Origin of the sequence: Janthinobacterium sp. NKUCC06_STL, assembly GCF_019345455.1 — a bacterium.
In the GTDB taxonomy this organism is placed as follows: Bacteria; Pseudomonadota; Gammaproteobacteria; order Burkholderiales; family Burkholderiaceae_D; genus Janthinobacterium; species Janthinobacterium rivuli.
In genome coordinates this window covers 144,215-159,613 of sequence record NZ_JAHKQY010000004.1, presented here as the reverse complement: position 1 = coordinate 159,613, position 15,399 = coordinate 144,215, and the positions used below count along the sequence as shown (strand labels likewise).

The 15,399-nt window shown below is 61.3% G+C and carries 11 protein-coding genes and 2 riboswitches; of the genes, 6 read left to right on the top strand and 5 right to left on the bottom strand.

What is annotated here, in order from left to right:
* Positions 1-2: 2 nt before the first annotated feature.
* The 4 genes from KO539_RS16380 to KO539_RS16365 form a co-directional block, all read right to left on the bottom strand.
* Positions 3-1,172, bottom strand: coding sequence for a cell division protein ZipA C-terminal FtsZ-binding domain-containing protein (locus tag KO539_RS16380; RefSeq protein ID WP_219310577.1), 1,170 nt, complete (start codon positions 1,170-1,172; stop codon positions 3-5).
* The gene (smc, locus tag KO539_RS16375) at positions 1,169-4,696 is read right to left on the bottom strand and encodes a chromosome segregation protein SMC (RefSeq protein ID WP_219310576.1); all 3,528 of its coding nucleotides are present in this window, start codon (positions 4,694-4,696) and stop codon (positions 1,169-1,171) included. Before smc ends, KO539_RS16380 begins: the two co-directional genes overlap by 4 nt.
* A 176-nt stretch (positions 4,697-4,872) precedes the next feature.
* A complete protein-coding gene (locus KO539_RS16370) occupies positions 4,873-5,508 on the bottom strand; it encodes a phosphatase PAP2 family protein (RefSeq protein ID WP_225240961.1) in 636 nt (211 codons plus the stop codon).
* A gap of 145 nt (positions 5,509-5,653) precedes the next feature.
* Positions 5,654-6,226 (bottom strand): ATP-dependent Clp protease proteolytic subunit, encoded by a 573-nt coding sequence (locus KO539_RS16365; protein ID WP_035826947.1) that lies wholly within the window; start codon positions 6,224-6,226, stop codon positions 5,654-5,656.
* Between the two features lie 169 nt (positions 6,227-6,395).
* A riboswitch (glycine riboswitch) is annotated at positions 6,396-6,482 on the top strand.
* A 27-nt stretch (positions 6,483-6,509) separates the two neighbouring features.
* Positions 6,510-6,615, top strand: a riboswitch (glycine riboswitch).
* A 74-nt stretch (positions 6,616-6,689) separates the two neighbouring features.
* On the opposite strand from KO539_RS16365, the gene gcvT reads away from it, so the two are divergent.
* The 3 genes from gcvT to gcvP all read left to right on the top strand — a co-directional run bounded on the left by gcvT (position 6,690) and on the right by gcvP (position 11,281).
* Positions 6,690-7,811 (top strand): glycine cleavage system aminomethyltransferase GcvT, encoded by a 1,122-nt coding sequence (gene gcvT, locus KO539_RS16360; protein ID WP_219310575.1) that lies wholly within the window; start codon positions 6,690-6,692, stop codon positions 7,809-7,811.
* A gap of 70 nt (positions 7,812-7,881) precedes the next feature.
* Positions 7,882-8,262, top strand: coding sequence for a glycine cleavage system protein GcvH (gcvH, locus tag KO539_RS16355; RefSeq protein WP_035818129.1), 381 nt, complete (start codon positions 7,882-7,884; stop codon positions 8,260-8,262).
* A 118-nt stretch (positions 8,263-8,380) separates the two neighbouring features.
* Positions 8,381-11,281 carry an aminomethyl-transferring glycine dehydrogenase gene (gene gcvP, locus KO539_RS16350; RefSeq protein WP_219310574.1) on the top strand — a complete coding sequence of 967 codons (2,901 nt, stop codon included), beginning with the start codon at positions 8,381-8,383 and terminating at the stop codon, positions 11,279-11,281.
* 311 nt (positions 11,282-11,592) lie between these two features.
* Here the strand turns inward: gcvP and KO539_RS16345 are convergent, their stop codons facing one another.
* Positions 11,593-11,760, bottom strand: coding sequence for a hypothetical protein (locus KO539_RS16345; RefSeq protein WP_219310573.1), 168 nt, complete (start codon positions 11,758-11,760; stop codon positions 11,593-11,595).
* A 146-nt stretch (positions 11,761-11,906) separates the two neighbouring features.
* Here KO539_RS16345 and KO539_RS16340 point away from each other — a divergent pair, with 146 nt between their 5' ends.
* The 3 genes from KO539_RS16340 to KO539_RS16330 all read left to right on the top strand — a co-directional run bounded on the left by KO539_RS16340 (position 11,907) and on the right by KO539_RS16330 (position 15,050).
* Entirely contained in the window at positions 11,907-13,124 is a 1,218-nt protein-coding gene (locus tag KO539_RS16340) for a Bcr/CflA family efflux MFS transporter (protein ID WP_219310572.1), read from the top strand.
* A gap of 22 nt (positions 13,125-13,146) precedes the next feature.
* A complete protein-coding gene (locus KO539_RS16335) occupies positions 13,147-13,758 on the top strand; it encodes a TetR/AcrR family transcriptional regulator (RefSeq protein ID WP_219310571.1) in 612 nt (203 codons plus the stop codon).
* 206 nt (positions 13,759-13,964) lie between these two features.
* The gene (locus KO539_RS16330; protein WP_035818124.1) at positions 13,965-15,050 is read left to right on the top strand and encodes a Shedu immune nuclease family protein; all 1,086 of its coding nucleotides are present in this window, start codon (positions 13,965-13,967) and stop codon (positions 15,048-15,050) included.
* The last annotated feature ends 349 nt before the right edge of the window (positions 15,051-15,399 follow it).

Below are 15,399 nucleotides of genomic sequence, written 5' to 3'. Positions count from 1 at the left end.
CTTCAGCTAAATAAACGCAGGGCGCGGGTAGACCCGGCCGGAATGTCGGCCGCGTCCATTTCCTGGTAAAACTCTTGCACCTGGCCAGCGATCTCGGCCAGCGCCGCATCGGACAGGGCCTGGTTGTAATCGTCGACGATGGTCGCGTCCAGGCGGCCCACCAGTGCCTTGGCGCAAGCGACCATGGCGCCAAAACCGTCACGCGCAGGCGCCACGCAAGGCACGTCCAGCAGCAGGGTCAGGCGCGGCGTGGTTTCCTCGGCCAGCGTCACATTCGTCGACAGCGAGAACAGATAGCCGCCGTCGCCGTCCGGCATGACGAAACGGCCGTCCGGACGCACGTCGAAGCCCTGCTTTTCCAGCGCGAACAGCAAGGTGGAAATGGCCCATGGCGCGCCATTCGTGTGCAGGTTCACGCCCAGCTGGGCATCGTGACCGGCCACGAAGCGGTGCAGATTGCGCGCTTCGGCCATCACTTCCATCATGTCGGGCACTTCCGGCTCGGCGCCGATCTCGTCAGCCACGCCGCGCAGGCGCGTGACCAGTTCCGAGTATTCGAGCTCGTTCAAGGCCGTGCTGCGGCTGGCCAGCTGCACGCCGCCCTGCATCTTGGTGTAGACACCGCCATGCGTGATCGGTTCCCAATCGCCATTCACGTGCAAACCGATGAAGTGGACGGGCTTGTTGCCCACCAGGCGCAGGGTTTGCAGCACGGGCAGGATCTTGTCGCCGCGCACGGGCGCTTCCAGCGACAGGGGCAGCAGGCAATCGATGAGCGGGTCGACCAGGCTGGTCGCCTGTTCGCTGGCGGCGCTGACTTCCTGCTGCGCCGGCGCGGCAGGAGCAGCAGGTGCCGCATCCATGCCGCCATCGCCGAGCGACGGTTCCGCATGCACGGGTGCGTCGGACACCGGGGCCGCTGGCGGCGCGCCAAACGACGGTTCCGCCTTGGCGGCGGGCGCCGCGTCAAAGCGCGGCTCCTGGCGCAGCACGGGCTCCTGGGCTTCCACCGCGGGGGCGTCGCCCTCGCGCATCAGCACGTCGTCGTGGTCGGTGGAAAAGGCCCGTTCCACGCTTTTCTTGGCCTTGTATTCCTGCCATTTGTTGTACGAAAAAACGCCGACGATAAAGACGCCGCCGGCGCCGAACAAGGTAATTTGAAGGTCTGTCATGCTGCTTGTGCCTCGGTTGCAAAATTTGCGGCGGACTCCATGTCCACCGCCACGATGCGCGATACGCCCTGCTCCTGCATCGTCACACCGATCAATTGATGGGCCATTTCCATCGCAATCTTGTTATGCGAAATGAAAAGGAATTGGGTCTGGTCGGACATGCGCTTGACCATGCGGCAGAAGCGTTCCGTGTTCGAATCGTCCAGCGGTGCATCGACTTCGTCGAGCAGGCAGAACGGCGCCGGATTCAGGCGGAACATGGAAAACACCAATGCGGTCGCGGTCAGCGCCTTCTCTCCACCGGACAACAGGTGGATGGTGGCATTTTTCTTGCCGGGAGGCTGCGCCATGACTTGTACACCGGAATCGAGAATCTCGTCGCCCGTCATGGTCAGTTTCGCCTGGCCGCCGCCGAACAGAATCGGGAACAGCTCGGAAAAGTGATGGTTGACCTTGTCGAACGTGTCTTGCAGCAAGTCGCGCGTTTCCTTGTCGATCTTGTGGATCGCGTCTTCCAGGGTGTTGATCGCTTCCGTCAGGTCGGCGTTCTGGGCGTCGAGGAAATTCTTGCGCTCGGACGCCTGCGCCAGCTCGTCCAGCGCGGCCAGGTTGACGGCGCCCAGGCCCGTGATGGCGTTCGTCAAACGCGTGACTTCGCCCTGCAGATACGATGGACGCATGTCGGGGTGCAACTTTTCCGTCAAGGCAGCCTCGTCGGCGCCCGACTCCAGCAATTGCTGGGCGAATTGCTCCTGGTTCAGGCGCGCGGCCTGTTCCTTGAGCTGCATTTCCATGATCTTGTCGCGCTGCGGCTGCAAGCTGCGTTCCGATTGCGTGCGCGCATCTTCGGACAGGCGCAGCTGCTGCGTGATCTGGTCCAGTTCGTGGCGCGCGTCCGCCAGCGCCCGCTCCTGCGTCGTGCGGCGTTCTAACAGATCCTGCAAGCCGTCGGCGGCCGCGCCGCTTTCCAGGTTGGCCAGTTCCAGTTCGCCCGCCTGCAGGCTGGCCGTCACTTGCTGGGCCTGCGTACTGGCCGTGGCGATGTTGCGGCGCAATTCCTCGATCTTCGCGCGGTGGGCTTTTTCCGCGTATTCCGTATCCTTGGCGTTTCGTTCCAGGTCACGCAAGGCTTCGCGCGCGTCGGCCAGACGCTGTTCCTTTTGCAGGAAGTCCGTATGGCCGTCTTCGTAGGCTTCCTGCAAGTTGCCCAGTTCCATGTCCAGCTGTTCGAATTTTTCTTCCGATTCCAGCTTGGTCTGCATCTGCTCCGCTTCCTGCGCGGCAATTTCCGCCAGGTCCGCCCCGATCTGCGTGCTGCGCTGATTAAAACGCGCTTCCACTTCCGACAGTTTCACCACATCCAGCTGCAGGGTATGCACGGACGATGTCAGTTGCTGGATGCGCAGGCGCAAGTCGGACAGGTTGCGCGTCAAGGTGGCGACGGCCGCGTCGGCCCGCACGGAACGGGCGCGCGCCTCTTCGGCCAGCAATTGCTGGGCGCGCAACTGTTTGCCGATATTCTCGATTTCCTGCTGGCGGCCCAGCATGCCTTCCTGCTCCGAATCGGCCGCGTAGAAGCGCACGCTGGTGGCCGTGACCACGTGGCCCGCGCGCGTGACGAAATAGCCGCCCGGCGGCAATTTTGCGCGTTCCGCCAGCGCTTCGGCCGCGTCTTCCACGGCGTAGGCGTTGTACAGCCAATCCTGCAGCAAGCCACGCAGACCTGGATCGTTGAGTTTGAGCAAATTCAGGAAAGGCTTCAGGCCCGGCACTTCCGGCAGCGGCAGCGGCGCCACGGTGGACGGCGCGTACAGGGCCAGCTTGGCCGGTGGCGCGTCGGCAAAGAAGGCCTTGGCCCAGTCGATGTTCGACAATTGCAAGGCCGACGTGCGTTCGCGCAAGATCGATTCCATGGCCGCTTCCCAGCCCGCCTCGATCTGCAGCTTTTGCCACAGGCGCGGCAAGGTGTCGAGCTCGTGCTTTTTCAGCCATGGCTGGACCTTGCCCTGCGTCTGCACCCGTTCCTGCAATTGTTTCAAAGCGGAAAGACGCGCTTCCAGCTGGGCGTTGGCAGCCGTTTCGGCATTTACCTGCGCCTGCGCCTCGGCCCGCTCCTGCTCCAGCTTCGGTTGCTGCTCCAGCGCTTCTTCCAGGTAAAAACCCTGCTCTTCCAGCGTCTGCTGCTTTTCTTCCAGCTGCAGTTTCAGGTTTTCCAGGTGGCTGCTGTCGGGCAAACTCAGGCTGTTCTTTTCCTGCTGCAGGCGCTCGCGGCGCGTCAGCAAACTGGCCAGGATGTTCGAAGCGTTGCGCTGGTGCGCCGATTCCAGTTCCAGCTGCTGCTGGGCCTGCATAATCCGCGCGCGCGATTCCGTGCTCTTGTTTTGCGCGGCGCGCCAGGCGGCATCGAGCTCGGGCAATTGCTCGCCCTTCTGCTCGGCCATCATTTGCGATTGCTCGACCTTCGCGGCCAGCTCTTCGAGGTGGAATTCCGCCTCTTCGATCTGTTCCTGGTATTCGCCGCCCTGTTGCGTCCACTGGTCGCGCTGGGCCGTCAGGGTCGCCAGCTGTGCCTGCAAGCGGGCGCGCGATTCGATGACGAACTTGATCTGCGCTTCCAGACTGCCGATTTCCGCATTTGTCTGGTACAGGTGACCCTGCGCCGTATGCAAACGGTCGCCCACGGCAAAGTGCGCCTGGCGCATCTGCTCGAGGGTCAGCTCGACATTGCGCAGCTTGGCTGTCTGTTCTTCCAGATCCGTCTGCGCCTGTTCCACTTCGCGGAAATAGCGTGTCTGCTCGTTTTGCGCCTCGTTCTTGCGCAGCAGCCACAAGAGTTTCTGCTTTTCTTCCTGGTCCGCCTGCAAGGCGTGGAAACGCGTGGCCACGGCCGCCTGCGCTTCCAGCTTTTCCAGGTTGGCGTTAAGTTCGCGCAAGATGTCTTCCACGCGCAGCAAATTCTCGCGCGTGTCCTGCAGGCGGTTTTCCGTCTCGCGGCGGCGTTCCTTGTATTTGGAGACACCGGCCGCTTCCTCGAGGAAGACGCGCAATTCTTCCGGGCGCGATTCGATGATGCGCGAAATCATGCCCTGGCCGATGATGGCGTAGGCGCGCGGGCCGAGGCCGGTGCCGAGGAAAATATCCTGGATGTCGCGCCGGCGCACGGGCTGGCCATTAATGTAATAGGTGGAGGTGCCGTCGCGCGTCAGGGTGCGCTTGACGGCGATCTCGGCGTACTGGCCCCATTGGCCGGACGCCTTGCCATCGTTATTGTCGAACACCAGTTCCACGGAAGCGCGCCCGGCCGGCTTGCGGTGCGTGGAGCCATTGAAAATGACGTCCTGCATCGATTCGCCGCGCAATTCAGATGCTTTCGATTCGCCCAGCACCCAGCGCACGGCGTCGATGATGTTCGACTTGCCGCAGCCATTCGGCCCGACCACGCCCACGAGCTGGCCTGGCACCTGGAAATTGGTGGGATCAACGAAAGACTTAAATCCCGACAACTTGATGGAAGAGAGACGCACGTGTTTTAGAGTTCCTGGCCTATGCTGGCGGTTATATTATGGGTGAACCCGGTTCATACTCAGTTCAGGTGCACGGTGGAGGCCTGGCCACTCACCGCAAAAAAGTGGTTCATCATACCATTTCCTGATACTTTTCTGGCCAAAAACAGCAGCGTCAAGTGCCAGCCGGCACCATCTTAAGGGGCTGGGCGGCCATCCTGCGCCAGTTTCCAGTCTTCACGGGAAAAAACGCGCTCATGGCCGGACAGCACCAGGGCGAGTTTTTGCAGCCATTGCTCGGTCGGCATGGGTTCGGCCTTGAAGCTCAGCACCACCATCAGCACCAGACTGGCCAGTGCCAGCGCATGGCTGACGGCGAAATGGACGGCACCGCGGGCATTCCATATGAAGCCCAGCGCCAGCGCCAGGCCCAGCACGCAGCCGCTGACGGCTTCCGACACGCTGTGCGCATGCACGACCACGCGCGAAATGGCCACCAGCACGGCAAAGGCGACGCCGACGAGCACGCCGGCATGGCGCCAGCGCGGTTCGGCCCGCTGCAGCAACACGTACATGAGCACGGGAAACACGGCGCCGGCGCGCATGGCGTGGCCGCTGAAACCCGTAAAATCGAGGGCGCTGCTGCCCACGCCCCAGCTCATGAAGGCCAGCTTGGACAGCACCACGAGGGCCAGGCCGCCGCCGTACCACAAGCTCCAGCTGAGCACCAGACGCCATTGGCGCGAGACGAGCAGCCACAGGGCGATCGCCACGCCAGCCGGCCCCATCACGGACATGTCGGCCGCAAAAGAAATCCCATTCCACCAAGTCATCGTGCACGCGCTTATTTCATGATCAGCTTGCACTATGCCACGACTCTGCCCTGTTCCGCGCGGCTTTTGCTGTGCTGCAGCGAAGAATTACATTCGATTACAAAATTCCCACGCCAACACCATCCGCCTGGCCAGCCTGAGGGCGTCAGATATTCGTCAGGCGCCTGCCCTTGGGCGGCGCAAAGTCGCGGATCGATTCGATCATGCCCACTTCCAGCGCCTGGTCGGCCGTCAGATGCAGGTCGGAATACGCGTGCACCTGCCACTGCTCTTCCGTCAGGTTGACGTGGCCGCGCAGGATGCGCTCGGTGCGCATGTCGTCGGCACGCAAACCTTCGACGATGATGCTGAGCGCATCGGGACGCGAGCCGGGCGAAGCTGTCGCATGCGACTTGTGCACCATGAAGCGGGCTGTGTCGCTGGCATGGCGGCGGCGTCCCGCCAGGAACAGGGTGACGGCGATGGAGGCCACGGCGCCCGCGTTATAGGTGACGATGTCGAGCGGCAACTTGCTGAGGAAGTTGTACAGACAGATGCCATCGCTGACATAGCCGCCGTTGGACTGTATCAAAATGTGCGCGGTGGTGAGCTTGTCTTCCGTGATGTCGGCCACGGCGTTGAAGACGCGCCGTACCATATCGCTGTTGACGTCGCCCGAGAGGGTAAAGTAACCGTGCTGCTCGGTGTTGTTTTGCGTCTCGCTTTGTGTAGTGTTCATGGCAGGCACCCGCAAGAAAGCCAGAATTTCATCATAGCGCATTCCCGCGCGGCCGGGCGCCCTTTTGCAACGGGCCAGCGCCCCTCCCAGCCCCGCAAACCGGGGCTTTTGCTGCAATTTGGCAACGTCTTTTCAGATTGACAGAAACACCCTGCTGGCATATATTCCTCCCACTTGATCGGGAGAGGGCAACCCAGCGTTGCCGCCGAAGGGGCACTACCCAAAAACTCTCAGGCAAAAGGACCGATCAGGCGGACTGAAGTTGTTGCTTTGGCGACATCTTTAGCTCAACTCTGGAGAGCGGCCGCGGCTATTGCCGGCGGCCCACCGAAGGGGCGCACGGGGCAAGCCCCCGTAATCTCTCAGGTACAAAGGACAGGGGGGTCAGTGATCACGCTGGAAAGCCGTGTTTGGCTATTCTATGTTTTGTTAACTCCCCTATTACCTTCGTCCCGAGGAATCCATGACGCTCAAAGCGACCCCACTCAACAACGCCCACCGTGCCCTCGGCGCCCGCATGGTCGATTTCGGCGGCTGGGACATGCCTGTCAACTACGGCTCGCAAATCGAAGAACACAACGCCGTGCGCGGCGATGCCGGCATGTTCGACGTGTCCCATATGTGCGTGGTCGATATCGAAGGCCCGAACGTGCGCGCCTTTCTGCGCGGCTTGCTGGCCAACAATGTTGACAAGCTGCAAGTGTCGGGCAAGGCGCTGTACTCGTGCATGTTGAATGCCGAAGGCACTGTCATCGATGACCTGATCGTCTACTTCTTCAACGAAAACTGGTTCCGCCTCGTCGTCAACGCGGGCACGGCTGAAAAAGACGTGGCCTGGATGCAGCAGCAAAATGCCGCCACCAACAGCGGCCTGACGATTACCGAACGCCGCAATGCCAACGATCCGATGGCCCTGGTGGCAGTGCAAGGCCCGAACGCGCGCGCCAAGGTATGGCAAGTGCTGCCGGAGACGCAAGCCGCCTCCGAAGCCATCAAACCGTTCAATGTCGTCATCGTCAAGGACACGGCCTTCGGCGAAGTCATGCTGGCGCGCACCGGCTACACGGGCGAAGACGGCTTTGAAATCGGCGTGGCCGCCACCCAGGTGGAAGCGCTGTGGAACGCCTTGATCGCCGCCGGCGTCAAGCCGGCCGGCCTGGGCGCGCGCGACACCCTGCGCCTGGAAGCGGGCATGAATCTGTACGGCCAGGACATGGACGAAACCGTCAACCCGCTCGACGCGGGCCTGGCGTGGACCATCGACCTCGTCAGCGAGCGCGACTTCATCGGCAAGGCCGCCCTGCTGGCCAAGGGCCAGAACGCGCAATTCGTCGGACTGATCCTGCGCGAAAAAGGCGGCGTGCTGCGCGCCCACCAGAAAGTCATCATCGCCGGCAATGACGCCACGGGCGAAATCACCAGCGGCACCTTCAGCCCGACCATGCAGGAAGCGATCGCCCTGGCGCGCGTGCCCAACGGCGTCAACGTGGGCGACAGCGTGCACGTGGAAATCCGCGGCAAGCAGCTGGCCGCTTCGGTCGTCAAGCTGCCTTTCGTGCGTAACGGTAAAATCCTGCCTGCGTAAGCGTATTAGAGCCGCCCGCAAGACCGTACAACCATAATCAATAACGAACACTTACCATCTGGAGCCACACATGAACATTCCTGCAGACCTGAAGTACACCGCTTCCCACGAATGGGTACGCCTTGAAGGCGACGGCACGATCACCGTCGGCATCACCGAGTACGCGCAGGACGCCCTGGGCGACATCGTCTTCGTCGAACTGCCAACCGTGGGCAATACCTACGGCGCCGGCGACGACGCCGCCGTGGTGGAATCGGTCAAGGCAGCGAGCGACATCTATGCGCCGATCGCCGGCGAAGTCGTGGCAGTCAACGACGACGTCGTCAACTCGCCAGAGTCGATCAACGCCGACGCCTACGCCAACTGGCTGTTCAAGATCAAGCCAGCCGACGTGTCGGCCCTGGACGGCTTGCTCGACGCTGCCGCCTATGGCGCCACCACCAGCGCCTAATCGCGTTTGACTCACGGGCCGCGTTTGCGGCCCGTTTGCATTTAATTTTGTAGCTATGCCCCGCCGCCGCGCCCGCGCGCCGCATCCCGGTTTTTCAGTCTTTTTTGGCCTCTATATCATGACCCGCACCAGCCTGACCCAACTCGAAGCACGCGATGCCTTCATCGCCCGCCACATCGGCCCTTCCGCCACCGAACAGCAAGCCATGCTGGCGACCCTCGGCTATCCATCGCGCGCCGCGCTGATCGATGCCCTGGTGCCGGCCAACATCCGCAACAAAGGCGCCCTGCCATTGGGTGCTTACTCGCAGCCGATGCCGGAACAGGAAGCGCTGTCGCGCCTGAAAGCCATCGCCGGCAAGAACCAGGTACTCAAATCCCTGATCGGCCAGGGCTACTACAACACGTTCACCCCTGGCGTCGTGCTGCGCAACATCTTTGAAAACCCGGCCTGGTACACGGCGTACACGCCTTACCAGCCTGAGATTTCGCAAGGCCGCCTGGAAGCCATTTTGAACTTCCAGCAAGTCATCACGGACCTGACCGGCATGGGCATCTCGAACGCCTCGATGCTGGACGAAGGCACGGCCGCCGCCGAGGCGATGACCCTGATCCAGCGCGTGGGCAAGTCGAAGTCGAACGTGCTGTACGTCGCCAATGACGTGCTGCCGCAAACGCTGGAAGTGGTGCAGACGCGCGCCCAGCCGATCGGCATCGAAGTGCGTACCTTCGACCCGGCTGAAATCGAATCGCTGGACGCCTGCTTCGGCGTGCTGCTGCAATACCCTGGCGTGAACGGCCTCGTGCGCGACTACCGCGCCGGCGTGGAAAAACTGCATGCGAATGGCGCCATGGTCATCGTCGCGGCCGACCTGCTGGCCCTGACCATGCTGACGCCTCCGGGCGAATGGGGCGCCGACGTCGTCGTCGGCAACAGCCAGCGCTTCGGCGTGCCGCTCGGTTTCGGTGGCCCGCACGCGGGCTTCCTGTCCACGCGCGATGAATTCAAGCGCAATATGTCGGGCCGTCTGGTCGGCGTGACCGTCGATGCGCAAGGCAACAAGGCGTACCGTTTGGCCCTGCAAACGCGCGAACAGCACATCCGCCGCGAAAAAGCGACGTCGAATATCTGCACGGCGCAAGTGCTGCTGGCCGTGATGGCCTCGATGTACGCCGTCTACCACGGCCCTGCCGGCCTGCTGCAGATCGCCCAGCGCGTGCACCGGTTCACCGGCGTGCTGGCGGCGAACCTGAAGACCCTCGGTTATGGCGTCGTCAACGCGAGCTACTTCGACACCCTGACCATCAACGTGGCCGATGCGGCGCAACTGCACGCGACGGCCATGCACCACGGCGTCAACCTGCGCAAGATCGACAACACCCATGTCGGCGTGTCGCTCGATGAAACCACCACGCGCGACGATATCGCGTTGCTGTGGAAAGTGTTCGCGCACGGCCTGGTCAACGCGCCTGCCGCCCCGGACCTGGACGCCGTTGAAGCAGCCGTGACCAGCGCGCTGCCGGCGAATCTGGCGCGCGAAAGCGCGTATCTGACGCACCCGGTCTTCAACAGCTACCACTCGGAACACGAAATGCTGCGCTACCTGCGCAGCCTGGCCGACAAGGACCTGGCGCTGGACCGCACCATGATCCCGCTCGGCTCGTGCACCATGAAGCTGAACGCGACGAGCGAAATGATTCCCGTCACCTGGCCCGAGTTTTCGAACATCCACCCGTTCGCGCCAGACGCGCAAACGGTCGGCTACCGCGAAATGATCTCGCAGCTGGAAGAGATGCTGTGCGCGCTGACGGGCTATGCTGCCGTCTCGCTGCAGCCGAACGCCGGCTCGCAGGGCGAATACGCGGGTCTGCTGGTGATCAAGGCGTATCACGAATCGCGCGGCGAAGGCCACCGCAACATCTGCCTGATTCCTTCGTCGGCGCACGGCACCAACCCGGCATCGGCCAATATGGTCGGCATGCAGGTCGTCGTCACCAGCTGCGACGCCAACGGCAACGTGGACCTGGCCGACCTGAAAGCGAAAGCGGAAAAGCACAGCGCCAACCTGGCTTGCGTGATGGTCACCTACCCATCCACCCACGGCGTGTTTGAAGAAGGCATCCAGGAACTGTGCGAGATCATCCACGCGCACGGCGGCCAGGTCTACATCGACGGCGCCAACATGAACGCGCTGGTCGGCGTGGCCGCTCCCGGCTCGTTTGGCGGCGACGTGTCGCACCTGAACCTGCACAAAACCTTCTGCATCCCGCACGGCGGTGGCGGACCAGGCGTCGGCCCGATCGGCGTGGGCGCCCACCTGGCGAAATTCCTGCCGAACCAGCGCTCGTCCGGCTACCAGCGCGATGCTGCAGGCATCGGCGCCGTCAGCGCGGCGCCATTCGGCTCGGCCAGCATCCTGCCGATTTCGTGGATGTACATCGCCATGATGGGCGCAGAGGGCTTGACGGCAGCGACCGAGACGGCGATTCTGGCGGCGAACTACATCGCCCGCCGCCTGGCGCCGCACTACCCCGTGCTGTACTCGGGCCACGATGGCCTGGTCGCGCACGAGTGCATCCTGGACCTGCGCCCGATCACGGATGCCACCGGCATCAGCAACGAAGACGTGGCCAAGCGTTTGATGGACTTCGGTTTCCATGCGCCGACCATGAGCTTCCCCGTGCCGGGCACCCTGATGATCGAGCCGACGGAAAGCGAATCGAAAGTGGAAATCGACCGCTTCATCGACGCCATGATCGCCATCCGCGCGGAAATCGCCAAGGTCGCCAGCGGTGAATTCGACCACGACGACAACCCTTTGAGGAACGCGCCGCACACGGCGCAGGTGCTGATGTCGGACAACTGGGAACGCAAGTACAGCCGTGAAATCGCCGCCTACCCCGTCGCGTCCCTGCGCCAGCGCAAATACTGGCCACCGGTCGGCCGCGCCGACAACGTGTACGGCGACCGCAACCTGTTCTGCGGCTGTGCACCGATCAGCTCGTACGAAGAGGAATAACGCCAGACCAAACCTGCTGCGCGTCGCGCTTTGCGGCCGGCGATGCTCACCGTACTAGAGTACGGTTGCGCTTCTCGGCCACAAATCACTGACGCTCGCTACGGTTTTGTCAGGCGTCGAAACTCGGTCATCATGAATTAAAATCCTGGCGAAAACCGGGAGCATTAAACCAGAACGGCAGGCCGCAAGGTCTGCCGTTTTTTTATGCGCCGCCTACAGCTACGTAGGTCGGATTAGCGCGTGAGCGCGTAATCCGACACCACCACCAGCCTCGCCAACAATGTTGTCGGATTACGCTCCGCTAATCCGACCTACGCAACCGGCAACGCCAGCAGGACGGCGCCCGGCAGCCCTAGGGTCGTGCCGAGTATCGTCAGCAACATGACATCGCGCCGCTCGCAGCGGGTGCGGTGCGAGCTCCAGGCGGCAAACAGCAACGCGACAGCGACACCGCTGAGCGCAATTCCCACTTCCGTCATGCCAGCTCTCCCGCCATTGATTCTTTTTTCATCGTTCTCATCCTTTTCATTGATTGAACAAACTACCTACCGGTAGGCAGTAAGTGTACAATAAAAAACACGGCGGCGTCCATGCCCCGTTTTTTTGACGACACGAAGGATTCGCAATGCAGCAGCAAACCACTCTCCCCGCCGCCAGTCTCGGGCTGGCGGCTTCCCTGGCCCTCGTGGCCGTGCTCGGCCCGGCCGGCATCGACATGTACCTGGCCTCGATGCCCGCCATGGCGCGCGAGCTGCACACCTCGTATGCGAATGTGCAGCTGAGCCTGACCGTCTTCCTGCTGGCCCTGGGCGGCGGGCAGCTGCTGTGCGGGCCGCTGACCGACATGCTGGGCCGGCGCCGTCCGCTCTTGGCCGGCATCGCCGTGTATATACTTGCGGCCGCCTGGGCGTCGCAGGCGGATCAATTGGCCACCCTGCTGCTGGCGCGGCTGGTACAAGGCCTGGGCGCGGCGCTGACCCTGGTCGTAGTGATGAGCATGGTGCGCGACGTGGCCGATGGGGTCAAAGCGGCGCAGCTGTTTGCCCTGCTGATGACCATTGTCGGCCTGGCGCCCGTGCTGACGCCGGCCGTGGGTGGCTTGCTCGACGCGCACTACGGCTGGCGCGCCGTGATGCTGGCCCTGGCCGCGCTGGGCGCCGTGACCCTGCTCAATAGCGCGCTGTTCCTGCCGGAAACCTTGCCGCTGAAGAAGCGCGTTTCGCCGCAAGGCTTGCAACGCACCTATGCGCGCATCGCACTGGACCGCGCCTTCCTGCTGCCTGCGCTGGCCCTGTCCGCCGCTTTCTTTTTCCTGTTTGCGTATATCGGCGGCGCGTCGCTCGTGTACCAGCGCGATTTCGGCCTGTCCGCCAGCAATTTCGGCCTGGTGTTCGGCGCCACGGGCGTGGCCGTGCTGCTGGGCGCGATGGCCAGCGGCCGTCTGGTGGAAAAGCATGGCGTGGCGCGCCTGAGCGTGGCGGGCAGCGTGGCCATGCTGGGCGGCGCGGGACTGGCACTGCTCGGTGCCTGGGCGGGCGGGGGAATAACGGCCGTCGTGCCGGGCATGTTCGTGGCCCTGTTTGGCCTGGGCATCGCGGAAGCGGCGCTGATGGCCATGGCCATGGGTTCGCAGCAGCGCACGCTCGGTTCCACGGCCGCCCTGCTGGGCGCAATCCAGATGAGCTTGTCGTCCCTGGCCACGCCGCTGGCGGCCAGCCTGTCCGAATCGGGGCCGCTGCCCTGGCTGCTGTTCTTGACCGTGGCCGGCCTGCTGGTATCATGGCTGACCCTGGCCACTGCGCGCGTCCATCCGGTCCATGCCAGCAGTCTGGGAGCGCACTGACGCCTCACCCACTCTCACCCCAATGATGAAAAAACGCTCGGCTTCGGCCGATAACATCTGTGCCGTCGCCGTCGTGCACTTTTCGGAGCACGGCTACGATGCCTCGTCCCTCAGCGACATCGCCGCGCAGGCGGGCATGCGCAAGGCTTCGCTGTATTCGCATTTCGCCGGCAAGGACGCCCTGTTTCTGGACGTCTTTGCCGACGCGCTGGCTGAAGAGCAAGCCTTCATGGACAGTTGCTTCGCCGACGAGGCGGCGCTGGCGGCGCCCGGCGGCCAGCAAGCTGGCGCCGTGTACTGCGACCGCATGGCCCAGCGCTACGCCGAGTCGGCCCATTTGCGCTTCTTGCTGCGCACGGCGTATTTGCCGCCAGCGCCCCTGCGCATCGAAGTCGGCACGGGCTATGAAGCCTTGCTGGCGCAATTGCAGCGGCACTACGTGGCCAGCCTGGGCCGCCTGGCGCCATCCCTGCCGCCGCAGCGCGTCGAGCTGTATGCGCAAGCCTACCTGGGCATCGTCGACAGCCTGCACGTGGAACTGATCTACGCTGGCGGCGCCGCGCTGCAGCAGCGCCACGCGGCGTTATGGTACATCCTGTCCGATTCGCTGGCGATGGCGCAAACCAAGATATAAGTTGTACGGAGAAAATTTAGTGCAAACAAATTAAATAGACGATGATTTAGAAAACTCCTATCGACTTCCACTTGTCTAAGGTATTTCGTTGCTCTAATGTGCTGGCTATATAGCGACAGGGTGCCAGTTTTTCAGGTAGCGCTAAAAGCATATTGCTTTGCAAGCAGCTCTACCATGACAACACTAACGACAGGACGAGGTTACCTATGAAAATTAGTGATTTTATTCATCGCTACCCTACTGAACTTGGCCTCAGAACAGATGGAATTTGTCGCGTCAGAACTTTTGTCGATGAACAATTAAATCTGTCCGCGCTGCTAACAGACCTTGATGATAAGAATACCGCCGCATCAATAACAAATGCTATCGAGACAGTATGCGGCTCACTCGTCACAAAAGGAATTGTGCCAAATCAATGCCGTTTCGTAGAGCACTATGAAGCCGATAGCTTGGGGAGCGACAAATTTGATTTAGTCACGTTTACTGAGTCTGGAGTCCCAAAGTGGAAGTCCATTACGCGGGCCAACCTTGAGACTCTAATCGCCTGCGACAAAAGAGAACTAGATACGAAAACTCGAGACGAACCACGCCTACTCAATGAAATTGATCGCTTACGAAATGAAATCGATCCTTTTCTTGATTCCCCATGGCTCGAGTCACCAGCAGTCACTAAAAGACGTAATGACATCGAATCACGCATGATCAGCAAAAAAATGATCGTTGATCTCGTGGCGCGGGGATCAGGTGAACAAGAACTTCAAAGTATCCTTAAGCAAGACCTCTCAATCTTCGCCGAGGTCTACGCGCAACCAAAGGACGAGTACATTTGTTTTTCCGAATTCCCAGTAGCGGAGGGAGCGGTTGATTTTGCCATTTTTTCAGGCCGGTCTCGAATGGACGTCACACTGTTTGAGATAAAGGGAGCAGAGTTCGATTTGGTAAATAAAGGGCACTATGACAAATTCTCCGCCAAAATTGACATTGCTATTGACCAGATCAGGAAACGGTCAAGACATATCATTGATAACATACAGGAATTCAGGGTGCACACTCATCAAACCCGTCAAAGTGTTGAAGATGGAAAGCTACTTCACAACTCTCTGCTGGGACCTGCCGGGTCGCTTGAAGTTGATCCAGATAAGGACATCAACATACGATTTGTCGTCATAGGGGGAAGAACTCGAGACGATCTCGAGGAAAGCAGAAAGCGCCATGATGTGGAGCGAAGTACTCATCCACCTATACGAGTGGAGTCTTGGGACACTTGGCTGAGAAAAATTAGACGAGAGTAAGAGAATACCCTCCGTTTGCGAGGCACGACATAGCCAACGAAGCCCCAAACAACAGCGCGCATGCACTTGCGCGCCTCCTTGAGATAGTCCAGTGCTACGCCCTGACAATGGCTTAGCAAGTAAATTCAATTACACATTTCGAGTGCATTTCCACCACCAACATTACACTTTGGAAACCTAAGATTTCTTCAGTTGACACCTGGTCAGCCCATCCATAAGATGCCCTCATTATTCATTTACGGAGTCCCACGTGGGTACTTGTTCTAGTGACAGTAGCCGATCTTGTATCGGTGATTGCCTCGGCAGCTAAGCAGCAAGCAACGCGGAACTTTCTTTCCTCCGTGCCTTG

Coding starts and splice junctions, on each gene's coding strand:
- KO539_RS16365 (WP_035826947.1), bottom strand. CDS start 6,226: ATGAACACTACACAAAGCGAGACGCAAAACAACACCGAGCAGCACGGT.
- gcvH (WP_035818129.1), top strand. CDS start 7,882: ATGAACATTCCTGCAGACCTGAAGTACACCGCTTCCCACGAATGGGTA.
- KO539_RS16330 (WP_035818124.1), top strand. CDS start 13,965: ATGAAAATTAGTGATTTTATTCATCGCTACCCTACTGAACTTGGCCTC.
- KO539_RS16340 (WP_219310572.1), top strand. CDS start 11,907: ATGCAGCAGCAAACCACTCTCCCCGCCGCCAGTCTCGGGCTGGCGGCT.
- gcvT (WP_219310575.1), top strand. CDS start 6,690: ATGACGCTCAAAGCGACCCCACTCAACAACGCCCACCGTGCCCTCGGC.
- KO539_RS16335 (WP_219310571.1), top strand. CDS start 13,147: ATGATGAAAAAACGCTCGGCTTCGGCCGATAACATCTGTGCCGTCGCC.
- KO539_RS16370 (WP_225240961.1), bottom strand. CDS start 5,508: ATGACTTGGTGGAATGGGATTTCTTTTGCGGCCGACATGTCCGTGATG.
- gcvP (WP_219310574.1), top strand. CDS start 8,381: ATGACCCGCACCAGCCTGACCCAACTCGAAGCACGCGATGCCTTCATC.
- KO539_RS16380 (WP_219310577.1), bottom strand. CDS start 1,172: ATGACAGACCTTCAAATTACCTTGTTCGGCGCCGGCGGCGTCTTTATC.
- KO539_RS16345 (WP_219310573.1), bottom strand. CDS start 11,760: ATGACGGAAGTGGGAATTGCGCTCAGCGGTGTCGCTGTCGCGTTGCTG.